The sequence below is a fragment of the Cohnella sp. genome, from assembly GCF_041641335.1.
Taxonomy (GTDB): domain Bacteria; phylum Bacillota; class Bacilli; order Paenibacillales; family Paenibacillaceae; genus Cohnella.
The window spans coordinates 39399-64645 of record NZ_JBEPYQ010000020.1; the positions used below are offsets into that span (position 1 = coordinate 39399).

Here is a 25247-nt window from a genome sequence, read left to right on the forward strand (position 1 = left end):
CATGTATGTCACGGTTGAAGATTTTATCGTCGAATGGAACAAAGAGGCCGAATTGACCCAGGGGATTCTGGACGGGTTGACGGACGAGGCGCTGGGGCAGCCGGTCTATCCGGAAGGGCGCACGCTGGGGAGGATCGCCTGGCATTTCGTCTCGAATATTCCGGAGTATTTAACGGAATTCGGCTTGCCGATCGCCGAGGCGGGCGATGCGAACGAGGTACCGTCCGCGCGGGAGATCGCGGAAACCTTCAGGACGGTGGCCGCGAATGCGGCTAACGCGCTTAGGCAACAATGGACGGACGATACGCTGCGGCAAACCCAGAATGCGTTCGGACGAGTGGAGTCCAATGCCATGATTCTGATGGGACTGATCAAGCATATCGCCCATCACCGGGGACAGGTCACCGTCTTGATGCGCCAGGCGGGGCTGCCTATCCCTGCCGTGTACGGTCCTTCGAAGGAAGGCTGGGCGCGGCTGGGAGTGACTCCGCCGCTTTAAGACGCTGCACCTGCAGGACGGGAAGAGGCCGCTTCGCGAGAGGACTTGAACAAGTCGACTCCGCGGGGACGGCCTCGTCCTGCTCCGGCTTTCCGACGTGCTGCGCTAAAACTGCTCTTCGTACCGTTCTCCACCGCCTTCCCGAGGCCCTCGCACCGATATTTTGCGTGAATTCCAGAGTTCCCATATATTTTCCATAAGAAAAAAAGACGTACAGAAAGATTATCGATGGATGGATGCCAGGCGCATCTATCTCCTTCCGATGCTATACGGTCCTGAAATTTGGAATGGATAGACCCGTAACAGGGTCATTTCAGGACCGTATGAGGCAGTCTCCAGGAGATAGATGCCCTTCTTTTTTCATCGATAATCTTGTACGCCTTTACGTATGGGACAGGCCCATCTTCGTTCGTTTACATTACCAGTTGTTGCCCGATCCCCGAATGACGGTGAAGTTCGGACTCTTATTCTCGCCGTAGATCGCCGTGACGCCGGGGTTGTTCACCTTGACGTTGGTGAAGCTGGCCGAGCCGACGACCGGCCCTTGCCCGTCTTCCGCCTTGGCGACGAGCTTGATGCCGTAGCGGGACGGATTGTTAATCGTGATGTTCTCCAGACGGATGTTCTGCATCGGCAGATTTTCCGGAGACTTCGATTGGAACATCAGCCCGAAGTACACCGGGTTGTTGATGTCGACGTTTTTGACGACGATGTTCTTGAAGTCTCTGTCGCCGCCGAAGAACCAGATCGCGCCGAAGTTCTGGTACTCGTTGATTTTGTCGTCGGCTCCTACGCTGGTCCAGAAATCCCCGCCCGTGCGGTCCAGCGTGACTCCGTCGATGACGGTATCCAGGGCGCCGAAGCCGAGCGTGTTATACCCGAAGCTCAGGCTGCTTACGGTTACGCCGGGATACGTCAGCGTATCCGCGCCGTACAGGTTTTGGAACAAGTTGTCCTGGCCGCCGTAGACGGCGAAAGCGGCGGCGCGCCGGACGTTGGTGGCGGTCAGGTTCGTGTACTTATTGCCCACGTTGTAGGAGCCGCCGGCGTCGATGGCGCTGAACAGGGCGAACGCATCGTCTCCGGCTCCGCGGGAGTAGTTGTTGTCGATGAGGTTATAGGACGAACCGTTCGTCATATTGATGCCGTCCGCGAATACGTTTTTGATCCGGTTGTTCTTGAACGTGTTGTAGGAAGAGTTCACTCCCCAGTAGAGGCAGATGAAATGCTCGGCCCAGATGTTCTCGATGGTGACGTTCTGCATGCCGTTGCCGTCGATGAACTTGCCGGGACCGTCCTGCCTGTAGACATAGTTGCCCCAAGCGGACAAATCCTTGATCGTGGTGCCGTTGGCCGAGGACGAAATATTGAATCCGACGTCGGTGTTCGTCTGGTTCTGAGGAGCGACCAGCTTCGTATGCCAAGGGCCAGCGCCGATAATTTCGGTGGCCCGGCCGTACAGGAAGATTTTCGACGAGATCGTCCATTCGCCCGCGGGAATGAAAATTCCCTTCTTGGACGAATCCTGACGGAACTCGTTCAGAGCCTGCTCGATCGACTTGCTGGCGGACACCTCCACGTACTTGCTCGGGTCCGGATTCGAGGCGGGCGGAGCGACGTTCTCCGTCTCGATCATGTCCACATAGATCCAGGACACGTCCCCGGCGTCCTTCTGAATCCGAATCTTCGTTCCGGCCGGATAGACCTGGTCGAGCATCAACTGCGAATCCTCATAGAGCCAGTAGGCCTTGGAGCCGGAATTATTGTAGCCGAGCTGTCCGAGGGTCGTCGGAGTCGCATAGACATAAGAGAACTTGGACGTGACGGTGAAGTTGCCTTTGTCCGCCCCGTTCGCATAGATGCTGATCGTGCCGGTCGTGTTCTCCGCCACGGCGTTGCGAAGAACGAACGCGTTCGCCGGAGCCGTCAGCGTGAACTCCACGTACTCGCCGGTCGCGTCCAGGAGGACGGCCGAACGTCCCGATGCTTCGCCCGCGAAGTCGCCCGGCGTGAAGTTCGGAGCGAGTCTCGTGCCGTTGGTGCTGTTGGCGGGGGCTTCGGCTTCGAGAATGGTGAACGGCATGTTGGCCCCTCGACCGGAATAGAGGCTCGATGTGCTGACGTTATTCGCCTGCTTGATGGCGACTTCGTTCGCATCGGCCGCAACCGTCGTCGTGACGGTGTAACTGCCGTTGACGGCGGTCCATGTGCCCAGGCTGACATTGGCCGACGCTCCTGCCGCCAGCGATCCGTTGAAAGAGCCGTTCAACGTCTGAATGGTGGCTCCCGCCGCATTCTTCAGCACGAGCGAGATGCCGTGAGCGCCGCCCGCCGAAGCGATGTTTCCTTGGTTTTTGATATTCACCGTGAACGTGACGGTATTGCCCGCGCTCGGATTGGAAGGCGTCCATGAAGCGGTCGCGATCAAGTCGGAGCTTTGCACCTGGCCGACGGCCAGAGGCGACGACGAGGTGAAGCTGTTGTTCGAATTGTCCGACTCGACGACCGTATCGTTCTCGTCTACCTTGGCCGTGACGGAGTAAGAGCCGGCGTCCTTCGGCCCGATGTTGGCGGAGACGGTCGTCGATGCGCCCGCCGCAAGCGCTCCTACGGCAGCCGTTCCGACAAGGGTGCTGTCGAGATAGAAGTTTACGCTCGTAGCCGGAGAGGCGACCGAACCGGCATTCTGAACGGCGGCGCTAAGCGTAATGGCGTTGGTCTCGACGGGGGATGCCGGAGACCACGTCAGTCCGGTAACCGTCAAGTCCGGATTCGGCGCCGGGGTGCCGATAATCTGGAACTCGGCGACTTGCCCGCCGGGAGCGCCGGAGTTGGCCGTGAACCGAAGCTGAACGCGGCTTGCCGTGGCGTTTACCGGAATCGTAACCGTGTTCTGCGAAGCCGGGTTGAACGTATACGAGGCCGCGGACACCAGATTCGCGAAGGTCGTGGAATTCTGGTCGTGTCCGAGCACTTGGATCGTCTGCGTCCGGGTCGCCCATGCGCCGGACGGATTCAGCTTGATCACGACGGACGAGAGGTTGGCGTTTGCGCCAAGATCCACGGTAAGCGTGCCGGGTTGGCCGCCTGCCTCCCAGTAGGTGTTGATGTCGTTGTCATTGGCTTGCTCCGCCGTAAAAATATAGGTCGAAGAAGAGGCTGTGATCGGCTTGCCGAGGGCCAGGTTCGTCTCGTTGCCGCCGCCGGAGCCGTTCCTCGTTACGGAATTGCTCGGCGGGGAGACGTTGCCTGCGGCGTCCTTGGCGACGACGTAGTAGGTCACCGTAGCGCTTGCGGGCTGGTTGTCCGTAAAGCTGAGCGTCGCGCCATTCACGCTGCCGCGCAGCTGCCCGTTGGCGAAGATGTCGTAACCGGTTACCGCGACGTTATCCGTCGAAGCGTTCCAGGTCAGCTGGATCGTGCCGGAGGACGGCTGCGTGTAAGCGAGATTGCCCGGCGCCGTAGGAGGCTGGGTGTCCGCGGAGCTGCCGGCGACGAAGTTGATCCAGTTGATGTTGAAATCATAGCCGCTGGCGTGGATGCGAAGCGTCTGCGGTCCGGCGGCAAGCGTTACGCTGGCGGTGACCGTCTGCCAATTTTGCCAGCCTCCGGTGTTCGGCACCGCCGTCGTCGCAAGCGTCGTTCCGCCGGATTGCAGCTGGAGCTGCCCCGTGGAGGCGTTGCTGGCCACCCGGTATTCGACGGTGTATGCGCCAGCGGTTTGCACGTTCACGCTGTAATCCAGCCAATCTCCGACATGGATCCATCCGACGTTAAGCCCGCCGCCGGTATCTGTCGTCGTCTCGGTCTGGATTCCGTTCATGGCGCTGTAATTTTCCGCTTCGATCTTGCCCGGAATGACCGAAGGTCCGGACGGGGAAGCGCCGTACACTTCGAGCTCGGACAATTGACCGGCTGGCCACCCCGTGTTGGCGGCGAAGAGAACGCGCACATAGCGAGCGCTGGCGGCGGCGAAGTCGATCGCGACCGAATTGCCCGCGCTTGGGTTAAACGTGTAGCTGGCCGACGGTTTCAGATCCGAGAAGCCGGTTCCGTTAAGGCTTCCCTGAACGGACAGCGTCTGCGTGCGGCTCTCCCATCCGGCCGGCAGCTTCAGCACGACTTGGTCGATCGAGACCGCGCTGCCGAGATCGACTTGAACCCATTGCGGGAAAGCGTTGTTGACGCTCTCCCAGTACGTGGCGGCGTTGCCGTCCGTCACATTGGACGCGACGTAGACATCGGCATGTCCGGATTCCGACGCGGGTTTGCCCGCGGCCAAATTCGGGCCTCCGGCCGCATGAACGGAAGCGGGAGCTCCGACGGAGGACAGGAATGTCCCCAAGATGAGCGTCACGATGCAGATCCAAGCGACGGCTCGTCCTTGGCTTTTCCTCATTTTTATTCTCCTTTCATAATGGAGGTTCTCGATTCGTTGCTCTAAGCTGCGTCTCCCATTCGCTCCTTCCAATCTGAATTTTCTTTTTCTTCTAATGTAAGCGATATCATCTCATGAGGCGTTCCTCCTTCCCGGAAAAACTTTTTTGGGGACTGCACCCTGATCATATGACAGTCGGAGCTTTCGGTTAAGGAGTGATTCTATCGAGATGATGTGCGCGATTATGCAATAGGCGGAGAATAGGGGGGGAAACAGGCCGCCGCCTTCGGTATCGAACCAGGAGACGGCGTCTTCGGAGTTTTCTGAACGGCTTCGTTTCGAAGCCCGAACGATTCCCATGAAACGAGCAGCCCCCCGCGATCCCGCGGGGGGCATGATCTGTGTCAGGAGCGAAGCTCGCGAACCATTTTGTAGCTGCCCGGCTCGGCGCGGAAGCCGAGGAGATCGCGGTTGATCCGCAGCATCGGGGCGTTCATCGAGTCGTTGTGCGTTCGCAGATAAGGCGCGCCGGCCGCTTGCGCGGAACGGATGCCGAGCAGCTTCAGAGCAAGCGCGATGCGGCGTCCGCGATATTCGGGCAGCACTCCGGTATATTCCTGGTACAGCGCCCCGGTTTGCTCGTTGCGCATCAGCGCGACGACGCCGACGTAGCGTTCGCCGTCCTTGGCGATATGGAACCACTCGGGCCGCAAGCCGGGGGCGTCGAGCGACCATTTCTTCCATTCCTCGAACCAGGGAAAATCGCCCGTATAGCCGGGGATATCCGGATGCGTAATCCGATACAGCTCGTGCAGCTTCCGTTCGTTGGCTTCCCCCGGCTCGTCGGCCAGCGTGACGAACCGGATGCCGGACCGTTCCGCTTCGCCGATAGAGGCGGCCAGCTTCGGGTCTTCCTCGTATCGTCCCAGCTCCAGCACGGATTCGAAGGTATGACGCTCCTTCGCGTACCCGCGGCGCACCGCGAAGGCGAGCGACTCTTCGTCCGTCTCGCGGATGAAATCCATCAGCCGGGAGGCCCGGACCTCCGAGGCCCATTCCAGAAGCGCCGCGTACATGGCCCGGCCGATTCCCTTGCCGCGCAAGTCGGTGCGCACGACGACGAGCTGGTGCAGGGCTCCGGCCTCGGTCCACGGCGCTCTCCAAGCGATCGCGAAGGCGACGACTTGTCCGGCCTCGTCCTCGGCAACCCATTTCGGACGGTCCCATCCCCCGAGCTTGCCGTCTTCGTCGTAGTGAAGCTGTCCGGGTGGGATTCTCTCCTCTTCCTCCTGCAATCTTTCGGGCGTGGTCGGCTCCGTCCAGACGAGATTAAGAAGCGGCGCCACGTCCTTATAGTCGTCCGGGTGGCGCAGCCTGCGAATGGAATAATTCATCTTTCCGATACCTCCGTTCTCTGTCTCCCGTCATTATCGCACGCCGCCGATCCCTTTTCATGGTAAAATTTAAATATAATCAAAGAGGCCGCCGCGAAGATAGAAAGGAGAATGTCCGTTGGTTTCTCATGCTTTGCTGGAGCGTATGCTGTTCCCGTCCGTTCGTCTGGACGCGGGGAAGCTGGAACGCCGGCTTGCCGGCAAGACCGTTCTGATTACGGGCGCCAGCTCCGGCATCGGAGAGCGGTTGGCCTATCTTCTTGCGGGCTTCGACGTCCGGCTGATCTTGACGGCGAGGCGGGGAGACAGGCTTGCTGCGGCGAAAGCCGGTATCGAGTCGAGTGCTGGCTCAAGAGCCAAGGTCGACCTGTTTCCCGCCGATCTTCGCGAGCCGGGGCAGTTGGAGGCCTTACTGGCCTACCTTCGTGAGCTCCCGGGCGGATTGGACGTCGTCGTCAGCAACGCGGGACATTCCATCCGGCGTCCGTTCCGCGAATCGCTGGACCGGTACCACGATTTTACCCGCACGATGGCGATCAATTATTTCGCGCCGGTCCGCTTGCTGCTGGGCGTCGCTCCCTTGCTCGGAAAGAATGGAGGGCATATCGCCAACGTCTCGACGGTCAGCGCGCTGCTGCTTCCCGTCCAGGGGTGGGCGGCCTACCAGGCTTCGAAATCGGCCTTCGACGTATGGCTGCGATCGGCGTCTCCCGAGCTGAACGCGATGGGCGTCTCCGTCGCTTCCGTCTATTTGCCGTTGGTAAGGACGCCTATGGTCGCCCCTACGGCCGCCTATAAGAACATGCCCGCGATGTCCGCGGCTAACGCGGCGAAGCTTGTCGCGCGCACCTTCTATTCCCGCCGAAGAACCTATAAGCCGTGGTGGCTCGTATTCGGCCAACTGGCTTCCGTGCTCTTCCGGGGAAGCTGGGAGCGTTCGTCCGCGCGGAAGGTCCGGAGAAAGGAGCGCAGGGATGAAGGCGTATAGGCTGCTCACCGTGCTTTACCGGATCGGTCTGCTCTCGCCCCTGTCGTTGTTCCGCCTGTTCCGGGCGATCTATCGTCATGGCGTCAATCTGATGGCGTTGCTCGGTTTCGCGGCGCTGACTTATGGAGGCAAGACGGCGATCGTGGACGCGGACGAAGAGGAAGCGCTGACCTATCGGGAGCTGTACGGGGAAGCTTTCCGGCTGGCCGAGATCCTTCGGGACCGGTACGGCTTGGGCGAAGGCCGCAAAGTCGGACTTCTGTGCCGCAATCACTCCGGATTGGTGACAACGATCTATGCGGTCTCTTCGACGGGAGCCGATCTGTATTTGCTGAACGCGGAGATGGGGGAGAGCCGCTGGAAGGCGCTCGCGAAGAGCTATGCGTTCGATCTGGTCGTCTACGACGAGGAATATGGCTCTCTTCTGGAGAGCGGGTTCCACTTGGGGGCGACGCTTCTATGCGACCATCCGTCGCTTCCGTCGGTTGCCGGTTTATTGTTCGCGGCCTCCGCCTCCGGCGACCGGCCTCTGCGGCAACCGGCTCGAAGCTCCGCCGGCAAGCTGGTGCTTCTGACCGGCGGAACGACGGGAATGCCGAAGGAGGCTGCGCACAAGCCGTCGCTGACGGATTACTTGAATCCGTTTTCCGAGTTTCTGGGCCGGCTGCGGCTCGCGGAGCGCGAGACCGCCTATATCGCCACGCCGATCTACCACGGCTACGGAATCGGAGTTCTGCTGCTGTTCTGTGCATTGGGCAAAAAGGCGGTCGTTCGCCGGGGGTTCGACGCGGAGCGGGCCTGCCGGCTCATCCGCGAGCATCGCGTCGAAGTCGTGACGGTCGTTCCCTTGATGCTGCGCAAACTTCTCGACGCCGACCAGGGAGACGATCTGCGGTCCCTCGCTTGCGTCGCATCGGGAGGGGCGGAGCTGAATCCCCGGCTGGTCGTCGAAACGAGGGAGCGCCTGGGCGAGGTGCTGTTCAATCTCTACGGCACGTCGGAGGCCGGCCTGAATCTGATCGCTTCGCCGGAGGATCTAGCCGAGTCCCCGCATACAGTCGGCAGGCTCGTCCGCGGCTCCCGATTGAAGATCGTGGACGAGCGGGGGGGAGAGGTGCCGACCGGCAAGGTCGGACGGTTCTGCATTCGGAACGATTGGTCTGCGAAGAACGGTACTCTCCGATGGATCGAGACGGGAGACCTTGGTTTCCGGGACGAACGGGGGCTGTATTATCTCCGGGGGAGAACGGACAGCATGATCGTCTCGGCGGGCGAGAACGTCTATCCGCTGGAGGTGGAGCAGGTTCTGCTCACGCATCCCGGCGTAGCGGACGCGGTCGTCGTCGGCGTCCCCGACGAACGGTTCGGTCAGCGGCTGAAGGCATACGTCGAAATCGCCGCGCTCCCCGAGGCAGCGGCACGCGGGCCGAAGAAGGCCGATCTGACCGAGGACGAGCTTCGCGGTTGGCTGCGCGGACGATTGGCGAGATTCCAGATGCCAGGCGAGATCGTATTCGTCGATCGGCTCCCGTATACTTCCCTGGGAAAGCCGGACCGAAGACGCCTCTCGGAATAGGGTGATATACAAGTTTTATCGAGCTAATAGAAAGATACAATGGCAAGGCCGCGGCCTTGCTTTTTTGCAGTTTCCTGGCGGTTTATGGCCATATTTAAGGGTTCTTACCCTGGAACAGGATGTCAACACTGAATTTTCCGGCTTTCAACTCGCATGCAACTATCATATAATAGAGAGCAAATCAACTAGTCTATCACGGAAAGTGATGAGATTAAAGAATGGATCCGGAAAAGGTGCGTAAACCCAACGCGCCTTGACTTGCTGTGTGCGTAAGCGAGCGGGAGCGTTACAACTTTTTCAAATATAGCATGCGAGGAAGGAAAATCATGAGCGACAGACAATCCCAAACAGAAGTTATTTTAATCGGGGCCGGCATTATGAGCGCGACGTTGGGAACCCTTTTGAAAGAACTGGCTCCAGATTGGAAAATTACGGTATTCGAGAAGCTCGCCAGCGCGGGAGAGGAAAGCTCGAACGAATGGAACAATGCGGGGACCGGCCATGCCGCATTGTGCGAGCTGAACTATACCGTCGAGAAACCGGACGGAACGGTCGATATCAGCAAAGCCGTCAGCATTAACGAACAGTTCCAGGTATCGAGGCAGTTCTGGTCTTATCTCGTCAACGGCAGCCTGATTCGCAATCCTCAGGAATTCATAATGCCGCTGCCGCATATGAGCATGGTGCAAGGAGAGAAGAACGTCTCGTTCCTGAAGAAGCGCTTCGAGGCGCTGTCCGGCAATCCTCTGTTCCAAGGCATGGAATATTCCGACGATCCGGGCAAGCTGAAGGGATGGATTCCGCTCATTATGCAGGGCCGGAACTTGAACGAGCCGATCGCGGCCACCAAGATCGATTCGGGAACCGACGTCAACTTCGGCGCTCTGACGCGCATTCTGTTCGACCATTTGAGCAAACAAGGCGTCGGCATAAACTACAAGCATAGCGTGGATAATATGAGACGGACCGCCGACGGCTCTTGGGAGTTGAAGGTTCGCAACCTGAACAGCGGCTCCGTAGAGCGTCATACCGCGCAGTTCGTCTTTATCGGCGGCGGGGGCGGAAGCCTTCATCTGCTGCAGAAGTCGGGCATTCCGGAAGGCAAAGGAATCGGCGGCTTCCCGGTCAGCGGACTGTTCATGGTCTGTACGAATCCGGAAATCGTTCAGCAGCATCACGCCAAAGTTTACGGCAAAGCCAAAGTCGGCGCGCCTCCGATGTCCGTTCCCCATCTGGACACGAGGTTTATCGACAACAAGAAGTCGCTGCTCTTCGGGCCTTTCGCCGGCTTCTCGCCGAAGTTCCTGAAGACCGGCTCCATGTTCGACCTGATCGGTTCCGTGAAACCGGGCAACGTGATGACGATGCTGGCGGCGGGCGCCAAAAACGTTCCTCTGACCAAGTATCTGATCGAGCAGGTCATGCTGTCCAAAGAGAAACGGATGGAGGAGCTGCGCGAGTTTATCCCGAACGCCAGAAGCGAGGACTGGGATCTGGTCGTGGCGGGACAGCGCGTGCAGGTCATCAAGGATACCGCCGCAGGCGGCAAGGGAACGCTGCAATTCGGAACCGAAGTCGTCAGCGCGGCCGACGGCTCGATCGCCGCTTTGCTGGGGGCCTCCCCGGGCGCTTCCACGGCCGTCTCCGTCATGCTGGAAGTTCTGAAGAAGTGCTTCCCTCAGCAGATGCCGGCTTGGGAGCCTAAGCTCAAGGAAATGATTCCTTCCTACGGCGTGTCCCTGGTCAAAAATCCGAAGCTCAACGAAGAGATTCACGCGGCTACGGCGCAGGCTCTCGGACTTAGCAGGGAGCTTCAACCGGTATAATATTATCATTTTCGAATCAAGGGGCTGTCTCATAAGTAAGGGCGTACAAGATTATTGATGAAAAAAGAAGGGCATCTATCTCCTGGAGACTGCCTCATACGGTCCTGAAATGACCCTGTGACGGGTTAACCAATCAAATTTCAGGATCGGGGTTCGGGGTTCCCGCAAAGTAATCGGAATAAGCTTCGAAGCTTAACGTCACTTTGTGGGGTATCTTGCAGCGGAAGGAGATAGATGCCCATGAACATTCATCCATCGATAATTGTCTGTACGACTCTGTTTACTTATGGGACAGCCTCTTTCACTTGTGTTCGGAAAACGGACCCGCGACTCGAAAAAATCAGGTATCCGAGGAGAAGGCCATTCTGTGGGTGACGAACATCGACGGCTTCGGCAGCCTTCCGGACGGCAGATGGTACGAAAGCGCCAAAGCGGGTTCCGCGTCCGCCGCGATGATGCTCGACATGGCCCGGCATTACAAAGAAACCACGCCCGAATATACGATGATCTTCGCTTTTGTGGGCAGCAAGTGGAAGGGACAGGAGGGCATCAAGGCGCTGACGGACAAGCTCAGCTTCGACCGCATCGCCGCTACGGTCGAGCTGTATGCGATGGGCGGAAACGGCAGGCTGGGCGACATGTTCGTGAATTACCTGGACAAGTCCTTCGAAGCGGCCGCCCAAGCCGTGTCGCCCGCGCCGATCTTCAACTCCGATCCGGGCAACGCCTTGTCGTCCGTACTCCGGACGAAGACGAATAAGCTGCTCCTCGTCCGGGACCGGGACACGTGGGTGGACGATTCACTGACGGACAAGGCGGGGAACGTCTCCCGAAGCAGCTACGAGAGCGGGGTGCGATCGCTGCTCGAGCTGTCCGATAAATTGTCGCGGCGGATCGCGGAAGAGAATTCTGTCAGCTTGGACTATTCCCGTCTGCCGGTTACGAAAGCCGAGTTTCAAAATCCGAAGACGACGCTGCACCGTATCGTCACCCGACATTTTAACGTGTATGCGGATGAGAGCTACATCGGCGAGATAACCCCCGATGTGCTGAAAGAAATGGACTCGATCTATGCAAGGGTAGCCAAGTACAACTATTATCCTCTTCCCGAAGCCAAGGTGAACGCCCTGTTTATGAAGGACGGCAACGCAGCCGCGAAGATCGCGGGGCGCAAAGACTTGGAGGAGCATTCGGAGGCCGCCGGGGGAGGCTTCGCGAATCTCTCTGGCGGCCAAATGTATATTTACATGCGCAGAGGTCCCTTCTCCGGAACGATCGCCCATGAATTGAATCATGCGCTGGCGACGGCCAACGCTTATGCCGGCGACAACTTCGAGCTGCAGGAATGGCAGGGGCAGAGTCATTTTACGCAGTACCTGCAACCGAAGGGCCCATATTCGAACGATATCCGCCAGATTATCCGGTATCGTTTCCTTGCCAATCATGAAGTGCCCAAGTTCAAGGAGCTCGTCGCCGGCTACAAGACCGCACTGAACTGGTCGTGGTATACGAAAGGCGCCCGGAATCCGGACGGCCATCTGTATACGTATTATCTGATGGGTTCCATGTACGCCTTCCCGGAGGATCAGTACGGAGAGAAGGCGGCCCGGCGCGCGATGTACCGCAACTATATCGACGTGTCCGACGCGCAGAACAATCTCATTCGCGATACCGGGCTTTCCTTGAACGCCTTTCTGGAAAAATGGAGCGCTTGGGTACTGCGGGCGGAATCCGCTTCTCCGGCATCGGGCAACGCTGGACCTCGAACGGACAACAATGGCTTCGATTACATGGTGCTTTATACGAATCCCGGCAAGGGCGCGACGGGACCGCATTCCGAGCAGGGCCCCGAGGACGGCGACACGATCACGAACGGAACTGTTCGTTACAGCCTTAATCTGACCAGCCCGGATTTGAAAATCGTTTCGTTGAATCTGTACAAGACGAAGGACGGATCCAAGGTTGAGATAGCCTACGAGAGCAAGGTCAAACGTTTCGTCAGTTTGTTCGACCCCCCGAACGGGGACAGGATTATTCTGATGAAGACGGACGCCATCGTTCCCGGAAAAGGCAAGGCCGTGCTGAATCTGAGCCAGGCGGAAGTTTTCGCGATTCGGGATGTGCCGATGATTACCCTTCGATTCGGAGAAGGGGAGGATTTTGCGACGATTACGGACGAGGAGCTTCTGAAGGTATTAAAATAAAGAAAATGCCTGCTCAATGAGACAGCAACATTACGATGGCTGCCCTATGGTATACCTAAACATGAAGTTCACTATAAGGGAGAGAACGACATGGATAGGCTAAAGGGCAGAACGGCTTTGGTCACCGGAGCAAGCCGGGGAATCGGCCGCAGCATCGCCTTGCGCCTGGCTTCTGAAGGCGCCCTGGTTATCGTGCACTACGGAAAAAGACGGGACGAAGCGGAGGAGGTCGTTCGGCGAATCGAGCAAAGCGGAGGAAGCGCATGCGCGGTTGGAGCGGATCTGAGCGCCCTTGAAGGCGTCCGCCGGTTGTTCGAGCAGACGGACGAAACCGTCCGGGAGCGCACGGGCAGCCGCGAATTCGATATTCTCGTCAACAATGCCGGTATCGGCCAAATTTTGACGCTGGAAGAGACGACGGAGGAATCCTACGAAGAAGTGATGAGGATTAACGTCAAAGCGCCGCTATTCGTCACCCAGCATGCGCTCCCCCGTCTTAGAGACGGAGCAAGCATCATTAACCTGTCTTCCTTCGTGACGCGCGCGGCCTCTCCGAGCGTGTTCGCTTACAGCATGTCCAAAGGGGCCATCGACACGTTCACGCGGCTTCTGGCGAAACAACTGGCCGGCCGCAGCATTAAGGTGAACGCCATCCAGCCCGGCATCATCAACACCGAGATGAACGCCGGCACGCTGCAGGATCCTCAGGGACAGCAATACGCCGCGGGGTTGTCGGCCTTCAAGCGATGGGGAGAGCCCGAGGACGTCGCGGACATCGCCGCCTTCCTCGCTTCCCCGGACAGTCGCTGGGTGACGGGGCAGCTGATCGACGCCAGCGGCGGCTCGCATCTGTAAGCGGAGGAACGAATCCCGGGCCCGAACGAAAGATCGCCGACAAGCGCCGTCCTCAAGCCCCCGTCAGGGCTTGGGAACGGCGCTTTTTACCGTCTGCACTGATGCGAAGAATGGACGGATACCAGCGGGTGGCTCAGCTTGGCGGCGATGACCCGGGCCATCATCGGCAAAATAGGCTGCCTTCGCGTCTCGTCTCGAGGATACAACGGAAACGAGACAGCCGCAATGGCGGCATTGACAAAGTGTCTTGAAGTAACTAAAATAGTTACAACACGGGTTGTAACTATCGTGGTTATAACGATGAAAAACGGAGGAATAGAATATGAAACTGCTGGTTACCGGAGCGACGGGAAAGCTGGGGACTAAAATTGTCGAGACATTATTGAAAACCGTGCCTGCAAGCCAGGTGGCGGTCAGCGTGCGCAATCCCGTGAAGGCGGAGAGCCTTCGCGCCCGCGGGGTGGACGTTCGCCAGGGCGACTTCGACCGTCCGGAATCTTTGGATGCGGCATTCACGGGCATCGATCGGCTCCTGATCATCTCCGCGGACGGGGACACGGAGACGAGAATCCGTCAGCATACGAACGCGGCGGAGGCGGCCGCCCGCGCGAAGGTCGGCTTCATCGCCTATACGAGTCTTGCGAACGCGGCCGACAGCAAGCTATTCCTTGCTCCTCCGCACCAAGCTGCGGAGCAGGCCATTCTGAAGACGGGCATCCCGTATTCGTTCCTGCGCAATAACTGGTATCTGGAGAACGAAGCGTCCGGCATTCAAGGCGCGAAGGCCGGAGCGCCTTGGGTGACGTCGGCCGGAACGGGCCGAGTAGGCTGGGCGCTGCAGCAGGAATACGCGGAAGCGGCAGCAGCCGTCTTGGCCGGCAGCGGTCACGAGAATACCGTATACGAGCTGTCGGGTCCGCTGCTGACCCAAGAGCAATTCGTTGCCGAGCTGAGCGCCGTTCTCGGCAAGAGCATCCCCGTTCAACAGGTCGATGACGACGCGTATGCCGACATCATGAAGGGCGCGGGCGTGCCGGAGTTCCTTCTTCCTTTCCTCGTCGGCATTCAGCAGGGCATTCGCGACGGCGAGCTGGCGATCGAGAGCGGCGACTTCGAGAAGCTGCTCGGCCGTCCGCTTACGCCGCTTCGCGACGCTCTGAACGGGCTCGTTCAAGGACTTTCCTGATTCGTCCGATTATCTTTGCGACTACAAGAAAGCCACTCCCGGACGGGAGTGGCTTATTTCCTGTGGCATCCGCTTGCCGATACCGCTTTTCCATTGAAGGCGTCGGTATTCTCGTACTGCCGAACGCTTTTCCAATATGTTGATTATATGTTGTTACCTTCGTGATATACTCAAGAGGCAGACACTCTGGCCTCCATGGGGGAATCACATTGACCAGCACTACGAGAATTGGAAGCGAATTATTTAAATTGTTGGCCGCGATAACCGCGTTGGCTTTACTGGCGACCCTCGTCAGATTGCCTGTTGCATCGGCCAGCTCACCCGAGCCGGATACGGTTTGGTACACGCATGCGCCTGTCCCCCCCGTCTATCAGATCGGTACGGCGGACGAGCTGGCCGGACTTGCCCAACTCGTGAATGCCGAGAACGATTTCAGCGGGACAACAATCGAACTGTCAAACGATCTTGATTTGAGCAATTATAATTGGACTCCCATCGGAGCTTTGAATGCGCCGTTTAAAGGAACGTTTGACGGCAAGGGCCATATTATCAGCGGATTGACGATTAACGAAAGTCAGGACTTGCCCCAGGCGGCGGCTTCGAAGCTGGTTGGGCTGTTCGGTCTCCTTGGGCCCGGCAGCGCAGTTCAAAACGTGGCGTTGTCCGGAGTCAATATCAATGTCGTCTATACGAATGCATCAACAGCCGGTACCGCCTTCGTCGGGGCGCTCGCAGGCATGAACGAGGGTACGGTTACGAGTATTCAAGTGTCGGGCACCGTCTCGGCGACGAGCGGAGATCTTGCGGTCGGCGGCCTCGTCGGCACCAACGGCTCCAACCGCGGTTCCGGCAGCAACCAAGGCGGCATCGTAAGCCAAAGCTCGGGCGCAGTTTCGATTCAAGGCTCCAACAGCTACCAAGTCCTTCATGTGGGCGGTCTTGTGGGCGATTCGACGAGCAGCGGCAGCGCAATAACCGACAGCCTCAGCCAAGGAACGGTGAGCGCTAACGGAGCTGCCATCGTTGGATTGGATAATAATAGCTCTCCGACTGTCGGGGGGCTTGTCGGCTATACGAGCAACGCGACGATCAGCGGAAGCTGGAGCTCGGCGGAAGTTACGGCGCTTGAAGGCAGGAGCGGATCGTACGCAGGCGGTCTGGCCGGCCATATCGTCACAAGCGTCGTGGAGAATAGCTATGCGACCGGCAATGTCTATCTTCGGCTAAGAGACAACGCGCCCTCCGGCTCTGCCACTGCCGGAGCAGGCGGTCTTGTCGGATATATGTTGTTTGCGCCGGCCCGAATCTCAGACAGCTACAGTACGGGTAATGTTTCGATCGAAGCGCATTCTGCTGCTCTGATCGCGGCGGGAGGATTGCTCGGACACTCGAGCGGATTTACGGCATCCGTGCTGGTTGAAAGAAGCTACGCGACAGGCAATGCGTCGGCCGTGAAAACGGACAACGGACAAGTGTATGCCGGCGGCCTTGCGGGCATGTTATGGGCGGCCTCCGTCGATCAAAGCTTCAGCACGGGCGATGCATACAGTCGCAGCTCTGCCGCTCAGGGCAATTCGGGAGCGGGCGGCTTGGCGGGCAGGTTGTTGGGGCGCAGCGCCACCGCGACTTCCGATGTTAAAGACAGCTATAGCAGAGGCCGTGCCAAGGTGGACTCGGTATACTGGGAACGTGTCGGAGGGTTGATCGGATCTATCGGAACCGACTCCAATGTAGTTCGCAGCTATTCAACAGGAATCCCGACTGCCGTTCAAGGAAGCGCAGCCCAGATTGGCGGCGCAATAGGAGCTAACGGGGGAAGTCCGGCCGTAAATACTTTCTATGATACGTCTACTTCCAATCAGACAGACGATCTTAAGGGCCTGCCGCTGAACACGGGCGAGATGACGGAGCCGAACGTTCTGGATGCGGCCCAGTCCGGAAGCATGTCCGGGCTGTCCGGAGGCGTATGGCTGAAGCGTCCTCACGCGACGGACATCGACGGCCGTATCGCCGAAGTCTATTATCCCGAACTGGCGGCGTTCGCGGATCCATCCGCTTCGGCGAGCGCGCAGGCTGTCTCCAAGGCGAGCGTAACGACTGCCGTGTACGCCAGTCTTACGCATGAGGGCGTCACCACGTACTTCGGCTCCATTCAGGGGGCTGTCGACGCGGCGGCGGATGGAGACACGGTCAGCATCGCGCCGGGCGTGTTTAAGGAACAACTGAACATCGCTAAAAATATTACTCTTGAAGGCGCAGGCATCGATCAGACGGTGTTGGCGTCGCCGGATTCGGACAAACTGCTGCCCAGCGCCTGGAGGAATCTGAAGGATCAGCACATCTATGCGGTGGTCGGCGTAAAGACGGGAAGTCCCGGGCAGGTCGTCATCCGCAACTTGACGATTGACGGGCTCAAGCAAGGGTATCTCCCGCAGCATGGCGGAAATTCCGATCTGTATACGTTTAGCGGCATTGCCGTCCGCGACACCTCGGCGACGATCGATCGCGTCAAAATTATCGATGTCCGGGATACGTATTCCGATTATTCGGGAGTCGTTGCCCCGCTGCCAAGCGACTATGCGCCGCAGGATCAACCGTCGGGCGCCAACCATAACGAAAGCATCCTGCTGGAGGGAGCTGCCGGAACGGGCGCGCATCAAGTAACCGTTCAGGATTCGGTCATCCTGCGATTTCATAAGTCTGGCATACTGGCCTGGGGACCGGCGCTGGAAGTCGACATTCGCAGCAATACGATCCAGGGACATGGCAGAACGCTCTATAGCACGGGCAACGGCATCCAAATCGCCTCCTCCGACAGAAGCGCTATCGGCGGTGGCAACGGAGATCGCAGGGGGACTTCCGGAATCGTGCGGAACAACCAGATTACCGACCTTGGCCTGGTCATTCCCGAACCGGGACAGACCGGATCCTATCTGAATCTGGGATTGTACGGCCCATCGGGTATCCTTCTATGGGAGGCTGCTGACGGATTTATTCTGGAAGGCAACACAATAACCGGGCCTTCCGTTCCCTCATGGCATAATTCCACGACATCCAACGATGGAGGTTATTCCAACGATGGAATCGGGCTGAATTACAGTAAAAATGTCGCAATACGCAACAACGTGATTGCGGGCTTCGGCACTGCGATTTTGGAAGGCTCCAGCGTAGCGGGCTCATCCCTCAATGTTTCCGATAATACCTTGAGCGGCAACGGAATCGACATCTGGCCGTCTTCGGGCGCGGATACGATTAAGCTGGGTGCCGGGGCCGAGACGATCGCATATCGGGAGAACGGCAATGGAACCGACATGATCGAGGGCTTCGGTCCCGGAGACCGGCTTCGCGTCATCGGCTTCCGAACCGGCTCCGTGAACGGGCAGATCGGTACGTCCGGCAACGCCGTGTATGTCAGCGATACCGGCGGTGCGCCGGTCATTAACGGTTATACGGATGGAGGACCCGTCGTCGACTTCACCGGAGGAACGATTACGAGCGGGGACGGAACCTTGGTCGCCGCCCGGTCGGTACAGGTTGCCGTTTCCGGCAACGTGACGACGCTCTATATCGATACGGAGAACGACGCCGACGCTCCGGAGCTGGAGATTAAGTTGGCCGGAGTGTACCAGCCGCTTAATTTCAAACTGAATGGCGGGGATATCGAATATTTCGATCCGGGTGCTGCTCCTGCCCTGATCGTAGCGTCTCTCGACCCGAGCGGGGCGTCGAATGACGGCAAGACGCAGTTAACCGTAACGCCGGCGGTGACGGATGCCGGACATAAGTTGGTCTACTTTAACTTCGGCAGCGGGACTGTGTCGATTCCGTTTATTGGACAGGTGCTGACCGGTTATCTGGATCTTCCGCCGAACGGTCTTGTCGCCGCCGCTAACGGAGACAAGATCGGAGTGGCCGAAGTGGACGCGGACGGCAAAGTCGTTAAATTCGGCCAAGCCGTTGCGCTGGTAACGGCCGAGCCTTCGACGGGCACGCCATCCGCTCCTTCCTCCGGCTCCCCCGGCGGCGGAACTCCTGCAGCCGAAGAGGAGAGCTTCGTCGTTCTCGTGAACGGCAAGCAGGAGAGCGCAGGCAAGGCAGTTACAACGGAATCCGGCGGCGTGAAGACGACTACGATCTTTGTCGATACCGTCAAGCTGCTGGAGAAGCTTCGGACAGCGGGAGACCGTGCCGTCGTTACGATCCCGGTCGGCGTATCCGCGAACGTGATCGTCGCCGAACTGGACAGTCAAGTTATCGTAGATATGGCCCGGGCCTCCGCTACGCTAGTTGTCCGTACTCCGCAAGCTTCGTACACGCTGCCGGCCGATCAACTCGGCATCGAAGCGCTGTCCGCACGACTGGGGGCAGGCGTCAGATCGGACAATGTCAAAGTGCGCATCACGATCGCGGAGGCTTCGGCATCGACGGCTTCAACGGTGGCGGCAGCGGCAGCTGCGGGCGGGTTCACGGTCGTTACGACTCCTCTCGATTTCACGGTCAGCGCGACATATGGCGGTCGGACAGTAGAACTGTCGAAGTTCGGCAAGTTCGTGGAGCGAACCGTAGCTCTGCCGAACGGATTGGATTCCGATAAAATGACGACCGGAATCGTGATTGAAGCGGACGGCTCTTTCCGGCACGTGCCGACGAAGATCGTAGTTATCGATGGAACGTATCATGCGGCGATCAACAGCTTGACCAACAGCGTCTACTCCGTCGTCTGGCATCCGGTGAAGTTCGCTGACGCAGAGCGGCATTGGGCCAAGGATGCGATTAACGATATGGGCGCGCGCATGGTGATCAATGGGGTGACCGGTACAAAGTTTGATCCGAGTGCTGCTATCACCCGAGCCGAATTCGCGGCGATGATCGTTCGCGGATTGGGATTGAAGCCGGGAGAGGGCGAGCAAACCTTCCCGGACGTAGCGGACGGCTCGTGGTACGCAGGCATCGTTCGAACTGCGACGTCTTATGGCCTGATTCAGGGCTTTAATGGAACGTTCCGCCCGAACGACAAGATCACGCGAGAGGAAGCGATGAAGATCGCGGCTAAAGCGATGGAACTGACGGGGCTTGCGGGCAAGGTAGGGTCTTCGGACGCGGTTGCGGCGCTTTCCAAATTTGCCGATGGAGCGGATATTGCCGTATGGGCAAGAGAGGCCATCGCGCTGACTGCCCAGGCGGAGCTGATCACCGGGCGGAGCGGCGGCAGGCTGGAGCCGAAGGCCAACATCTCGCGCGCGGAAGTCGCGGTGCTGATTCAGCGCTTGCTGCAGCGTTCGGAGCTGATCTAGCGGCGCTGCAAGCCGCAGGGAGGATTGCTTACGCCCTCGGACGAGTCAGAGAAGCCGGCCCTGAGTTCATTTGTGAACTTGGAGCCGGCCTCTGCTTTTCTCGCAGGTCGGGTTTTGACGGTGAGTGACCATCATTCGAAAAAGGAGAGAATGTAAGATGAACATAAGAGTCGATAAAAGAGGAAACTCGGAAGTGGCGGTCGTAGAGAGCGGAGAGGTGCTGATCTCGGAGATGCAGGAGGCGCTGGACCTGATGGCCACGGTACAGTATGAAACCGGCTGCTTCAAAATGCTGCTCCGCAAGGAGATCCTTTCCGAGGCGTTCTTCGACTTGAGCACCCGATTGGCCGGAGAAATCTTGCAGAAGTTCACCAACTACGGAGTTAAGCTGGCGATCGTGGGGGATTTCTCCGGTTATGAGAGCAAGAGCTTGCGCGATTTTATTTACGAGAGCAACCACGGCAAGCAGTTTTTTTTCCTGTCGGACGAGGACGCCGCTCTCGAAGCTTTGCACGGAACGAAGTAACGGGCGAACGGCTCAAGGCGATACGAGCGTATAGGAGATTTCCTCGACTTTCCACGCGCCGTCGATGTACCGCATCATGATCATGCGTTCCACGTTCATGCCTCCGGCGTCGCTCGGACTCTCCAGTTGACTAATATAGCCGTAGCCCTCTCCTTTGTAGAAGTAGGTATAAGGCATGGAGACGAACTTATGCTTCGTGGAGGCTCCGTTGCGCTGAATGAGCTTGTTGATGAACGCATCCGTAAAATAAGGCCGAAAATGGCTCCGAATCTGCTTGTAAGCGGACAGGTCGGCCGACTCGTTGGCGGCTTGAACAAGCGCGTTGAGCCGGGACGCGGTAATCGCGGGGAAACGCTCTCCAAGCTGGGTGGAGATCACGACTCTCCGATCGCCGAGCGAGGCGGAAGCCGTACCCGTCGAAGCGTCCCAGGAGACGGTTCCGCCGAGCGTCTTGGCGACGAACCGGAGCGGGACGTACGTTACGCCTCCCTCCAGCCGGGAACGGGCGTCCAGCAGGATGCTTTCGCCGTTTACCGTCGCGTAGTCGGAATTGATCGGCAGCGTAATCTCGGTATCTTCCTTCGAGATCGTAGCGGTGAACGTCGCTTGACTCCACTTCACCGTCGCTCCCAACGCCGTGGAGACCGCGCGCAGGGGAATCAACGTGCGCCCTTGAACGTATTTTCCCCGGACCTGCTCGGTGGAAGCCTCCTGCGCCGCCGAGACCCGGCCGGGAATGGCGGCGACCGTCAGCAGCAGCGCCGACGCCAGCAGGGCAACCGTTATTTTCTTTGTCATGGGTTCTTTCCTCCGGAAGGTTTCGTTATGCAGTTGGACGTCCGTCCGAAGGGAAAGTTGCGCTGGCGACGCCTGTCAAATCCCGGAAGCGGGAGCCCTGCCCACGTCTAGCCCAACTGCACGATGAACGTCGTCGTCTCCCCGGGAACGCTCCTCGCCTGAATTTTACCCCTGTGCTGCTCCACGATCGATTTCGCGATCGCGAGACCGAGCCCATATCCTCCTTGCTTGCGCGAGCGGGAGGCGTCCGTGCGGTAGAAACGGTCGAACACCTTGTCCAGATGCTCGGCCGCGATGCCCGGTCCGCTGTTCGTCACCGTCAGCTGAATATGGCCGTGATGTCTCCGAAGGGTTAATCCGACCGTGCCGTCGGGACGGTTGTACTTAATCGCGTTGTCCAGCAGAATCATGACGACCTGCTTGATCTGCTCGGCGCTGCCCGTCGCAGTGAGTCCGGGCTCGACCGTGTAATCGAGCGACAGCGAACGCTCGAAGATGACGGCCTCCATCGCGAGAACGACGCTCTCGACCGCTTCGCTGACGTTGAACGGAACGTGAAGCGTCTCGGCCTTCGAATCGTCCATCTGCGTCAAGTACAGCAGGTCGTTCGTCAGCGTCTTCATGCGCTCGGTCTCCGACTTGATCCGGTGCAGCCACTTGGCCTGCTCGCCGATCGTCTCCGTCTCGTTCGCCAGCAGAACGTCCGCGTTCGTCTGAATGACGGCCAGCGGCGTCTTGAGCTCGTGGGAGGCGTCGGCGATGAATCGCTTCTGCTTGTCGAACGCCTCCCGAACGGGGGCGATCGATCGATTGGCGAAATAGCGGCTTGTCGCGTAGATAACCGCCAGCATGACGAGGGCGACGACCGCGAACGTATAGATCAGGTTCGTCAAAATTTTCTGCTGCGCGGTCACGTCCATATAGACGATCATGTAGCCGTCCGATTCGGGCTGCGCGCTGTAGGCCCACCGGGTGCCGTCCAGCGTAAATCGCCCGCCCTTCAACGTCTTGACCGCGGCTTTGTCCGCAGCCGTCTCATAGAATTCGTCCTCCATCCCGAACCGGGAATCCACGCTCAGCAGATTGCCCGAGTCATCCGTCCTCAGGGAGAAGGAGACGGAGCGCTCGGGCGGGGAGAACTCCTTCGATCCCCCATCGAACATCGGCGGTTCCCCGCCGGCCTCGCCTTGAAGCGGTTGATCCGGCCCGCCTTTCCAGTCCCCGCCGCGTCCCGGTCCCTCGTTGGCCTTGCGGTAAAACTCGGAGACGCGGTGAAGCTCCATCTCGATGTCGCGATTGACGTTCTGGAACGTAATCGTATAGATCGAAGCGAACGCGACGAGCATCATGACGGTGATGATGACCATATTCATCAGCAGAAACCGGTTGCGCAGTCTCGTGAACATCAGTCCGCCGCCTCCAATACGTAGCCGACGCCCCGAATCGTGGAGATGCGGACGGAAGCGTTCAGGAACGCCAATTTTTTTCTCAGGAATGAGACATAGACTTCCACGTTATTGTGTTCCGCCTCGGAATCGAACCCCCACAGCTTCTCGATGATCTGCTCCTTGGACGTCACTGCCTGCTTCCTCAGAATCAGAAGCTCCAGCAGCTCGCTCTCCTTCAGAATCAGCTTCAGCTCCTTGCCCTTGCATGCCAGCTTCAAGCCGGAGGTGTTCAGCTCGATATCGCCGAACCGCAGCGCGTCCTCCGGCACGACCTCGCCCTTGCGCCTGAGCGCCGCCCGGATGCGGGCCAGCAGCTCGCCCGTGGCGAACGGCTTGGCGATATAATCGTCCGCTCCGTCATCCAGCCCCGCGATTTTATCGTCAACCTCGCCTTTGGCGGTCAGCATAATGACTGGCGTGGACACGCCCTGCTCGCGAATCGTTTTCAGCAGCGTAATCCCGTCCAGCTCCGGCAGCATGATGTCCAGCAGCAGCAGATCGTAAATGCCGCTCAGCGCGTTGTCCAATCCGGACTGGCCGTCGTGAACGGCGTCGACGGAATAATGCTGTTTCTTCAAAATTTGCGTCAGCGCCTCCGCCAGATGCACCTCGTCCTCTACGATCAATATTCTCACGGGCGATCGCCCCTCTCTTCTGCGTCTTGCCTCTTATTGTAGGGAGAAAACCTTTAACCAACCTTAATCCTAACATTCGCGGCCGGTCCGGAGGAAAGATTTTACACCGCGTTAACCATTTAAGTTTCGCTAAAGGTTCCCGTTCTAAGCTACAGACAGGGCAAGGCCGAGCAATCGACGACGAAGAAGGGAGAGCCGCATATGGCGATCGAAGTGTTCAACCGTTACGAAAACAAGTATCTCATGGATACGAAAGCCTTCTACGGCATCTACAACCGTCTGATGGAAGATATGGAGCTCGACGCTCACAACCGCAACGACAAGTTCTACTCCATCAGCAATCTTTACTACGATACCGACTATCATACGCTGATCCGCGACAGCCTCTCCAAGCCCAAGTATCGGGAAAAGCTGCGCATCCGGGCTTACGGCGTGCCGGAGCCGGACGCCAAGGTATACGTGGAGCTGAAGAAAAAGGTGTTCGGGCTCGTCAACAAGCGGCGGTCGGCGATGAGGCTGCACGAGGCTTACGAGTTCGTCCGGACCGGCAGGCCTCCGGCTTATCGGGAGGGCATGAACAAGCAGGTCATCTCCGAGATCGAGTATTTCCTGTCCCGGTACGAGCTGCGCCCGATGACGTATCTGGCGTACGACCGGATCGCCATGTTCTGCAGAGGCAATCGCGACTTGCGGATCACGTTCGATACGAATATTCGCTCCAGACGCAGCGACCTGAGGCTGGAGGACGGCGATTACGGCGAGCAGCTGATGGACAAAGGCCAGTGGCTGATGGAAGTGAAGGCCGAGAGGACGGTTCCGGTATGGCTCGCGAAGCTGCTATCGGAGCTGGGCATGTACCGCACGAGCTTCAGCAAGTACGGCAACGAATACAAGAAATCGATCCGGTACGCCGAACGCGCGGAGCCGGCAAGGGAGAGAATCGTGCTATGATCGAAAATCTGTTTAACTCGCTCGCGTCGGACACGGCGCTTACATTGCAGCAAGCGCTGCTGACGTTCGGCATCGCCATCTTGATGGGCGGGGTTATCAGCTGGACCTACATGAAGACGCAGGCGGGCTACTCGCCGAGCTTCACGCTCACGATGACGGTGCTGCCGGCGATCGTCGCCATCATCATTCTGCTGATCGGCAGCAACATCGCCCGGGCGTTCAGTCTGGCGGGGGCTTTCTCCATCATCCGCTTCCGCAGCGCGCCGGGCGACTCCAAGGACATCTCGTACGTCCTGTTCTCCATGGCGGCGGGATTGGCTTGCGGAGTCGGCGCTTACGGCTATGCGGCGCTGTTCACGGTCGGGCTGTGCGGTCTCATGTTCGTGCTGAGGGCGTTGAAGTTCGGCTCCGTCAAGTCGCCGGTCAAGACGCTGAAGATTACGATTCCGGAAAACCTGGGCTATGAGGACGCGTTCGACGAAGTGTTCCGCAAGTTCAAAGTCGATTACGAGTTGAAAAGGGTGCGCACGACCGAGCTGGGCAGCTTGTACGAGGTCATGTACGCGGTCAAGCTCCCTCCGGACGCCGATCAGAAGGCGCTGTTGGACGCGGTGCGCACGCGCAACGGCAATCTTGATATTACGCTGACGATGAGTCCCGTCACGCAAGAATATTGAAGTCGGATTCGC

Annotated in this window: 16 protein-coding genes; 11 read left to right on the top strand and 5 right to left on the bottom strand. The window is 58.7% G+C overall.

Features of this window, described 5'->3' with window-relative positions; genetic code table 11:
• Window position 1: 1 nt before the first annotated feature.
• On the top strand, window positions 2-499 hold the full coding sequence (locus ACESLM_RS08835) for a DinB family protein (RefSeq protein ID WP_372631191.1): 498 nt from the start codon (window positions 2-4) through the stop codon (window positions 497-499).
• 418 nt (window positions 500-917) lie between these two features.
• Here ACESLM_RS08835 and ACESLM_RS08840 read toward each other — a convergent pair whose 3' ends face one another.
• A complete protein-coding gene (locus tag ACESLM_RS08840) occupies window positions 918-4898 on the bottom strand; it encodes a carbohydrate-binding protein (RefSeq protein WP_372631192.1) in 3981 nt (1326 codons plus the stop codon).
• A 383-nt stretch (window positions 4899-5281) separates the two neighbouring features.
• Window positions 5282-6271, bottom strand: a complete 990-nt coding sequence (locus ACESLM_RS08845) for a GNAT family N-acetyltransferase (RefSeq protein WP_372631193.1) — start codon at window positions 6269-6271, stop codon at window positions 5282-5284.
• Between the two features lie 118 nt (window positions 6272-6389).
• Here ACESLM_RS08845 and ACESLM_RS08850 point away from each other — a divergent pair, with 118 nt between their 5' ends.
• From ACESLM_RS08850 to ACESLM_RS08885, 8 genes are all read left to right on the top strand, one after another.
• Entirely contained in the window at window positions 6390-7259 is an 870-nt protein-coding gene (locus tag ACESLM_RS08850) for an SDR family NAD(P)-dependent oxidoreductase (RefSeq protein WP_372631194.1), read from the top strand.
• Complete coding sequence (locus ACESLM_RS08855; RefSeq protein ID WP_372631195.1) at window positions 7246-8835, top strand: AMP-binding protein; 1590 nt, start codon at window positions 7246-7248, stop codon at window positions 8833-8835. The genes ACESLM_RS08850 and ACESLM_RS08855 overlap by 14 nt, the downstream gene beginning before the upstream one ends.
• 326 nt (window positions 8836-9161) lie before the next feature.
• Window positions 9162-10661 carry a malate:quinone oxidoreductase gene (locus ACESLM_RS08860; RefSeq protein WP_372631196.1) on the top strand — a complete coding sequence of 500 codons (1500 nt, stop codon included), beginning with the start codon at window positions 9162-9164 and terminating at the stop codon, window positions 10659-10661.
• Window positions 10662-11032: 371 nt separating this feature from the next.
• Complete coding sequence (locus ACESLM_RS08865) at window positions 11033-12865, top strand: hypothetical protein (RefSeq protein WP_372631197.1); 1833 nt, start codon at window positions 11033-11035, stop codon at window positions 12863-12865.
• 90 nt (window positions 12866-12955) lie between these two features.
• Window positions 12956-13720: an SDR family oxidoreductase gene (locus tag ACESLM_RS08870; protein WP_372631198.1), complete on the top strand. Its 765-nt coding sequence runs from the start codon at window positions 12956-12958 to the stop codon at window positions 13718-13720.
• A gap of 322 nt (window positions 13721-14042) precedes the next feature.
• A complete protein-coding gene (locus ACESLM_RS08875; protein WP_372631199.1) occupies window positions 14043-14906 on the top strand; it encodes an SDR family oxidoreductase in 864 nt (287 codons plus the stop codon).
• A 209-nt stretch (window positions 14907-15115) separates the two neighbouring features.
• Complete coding sequence (locus ACESLM_RS08880) at window positions 15116-20200, top strand: S-layer homology domain-containing protein (RefSeq protein WP_372631200.1); 5085 nt, start codon at window positions 15116-15118, stop codon at window positions 20198-20200.
• A gap of 157 nt (window positions 20201-20357) precedes the next feature.
• Window positions 20358-20726, top strand: a complete 369-nt coding sequence (locus tag ACESLM_RS08885) for a DUF4180 domain-containing protein (RefSeq protein WP_372631201.1) — start codon at window positions 20358-20360, stop codon at window positions 20724-20726.
• 12 nt (window positions 20727-20738) lie between these two features.
• Here the strand turns inward: ACESLM_RS08885 and ACESLM_RS08890 are convergent, their stop codons facing one another.
• The 3 genes from ACESLM_RS08890 to ACESLM_RS08900 form a co-directional block, all read right to left on the bottom strand.
• Complete coding sequence (locus ACESLM_RS08890) at window positions 20739-21524, bottom strand: copper amine oxidase N-terminal domain-containing protein (protein ID WP_372631202.1); 786 nt, start codon at window positions 21522-21524, stop codon at window positions 20739-20741.
• Between the two features lie 107 nt (window positions 21525-21631).
• Entirely contained in the window at window positions 21632-22930 is a 1299-nt protein-coding gene (locus ACESLM_RS08895) for a sensor histidine kinase (protein WP_372631203.1), read from the bottom strand.
• Window positions 22930-23607, bottom strand: a complete 678-nt coding sequence (locus ACESLM_RS08900; protein ID WP_372631204.1) for a response regulator transcription factor — start codon at window positions 23605-23607, stop codon at window positions 22930-22932. Before ACESLM_RS08900 ends, ACESLM_RS08895 begins: the two co-directional genes overlap by 1 nt.
• Window positions 23608-23808: 201 nt before the next feature.
• Between ACESLM_RS08900 and ACESLM_RS08905 the strand changes: the two genes are divergently transcribed.
• Window positions 23809-24558 (top strand): polyphosphate polymerase domain-containing protein, encoded by a 750-nt coding sequence (locus ACESLM_RS08905; protein WP_372631205.1) that lies wholly within the window; start codon window positions 23809-23811, stop codon window positions 24556-24558.
• Window positions 24555-25235 (top strand): DUF4956 domain-containing protein, encoded by a 681-nt coding sequence (locus ACESLM_RS08910; protein WP_372631206.1) that lies wholly within the window; start codon window positions 24555-24557, stop codon window positions 25233-25235. Before ACESLM_RS08905 ends, ACESLM_RS08910 begins: the two co-directional genes overlap by 4 nt.
• Window positions 25236-25247 lie beyond the last annotated feature (12 nt).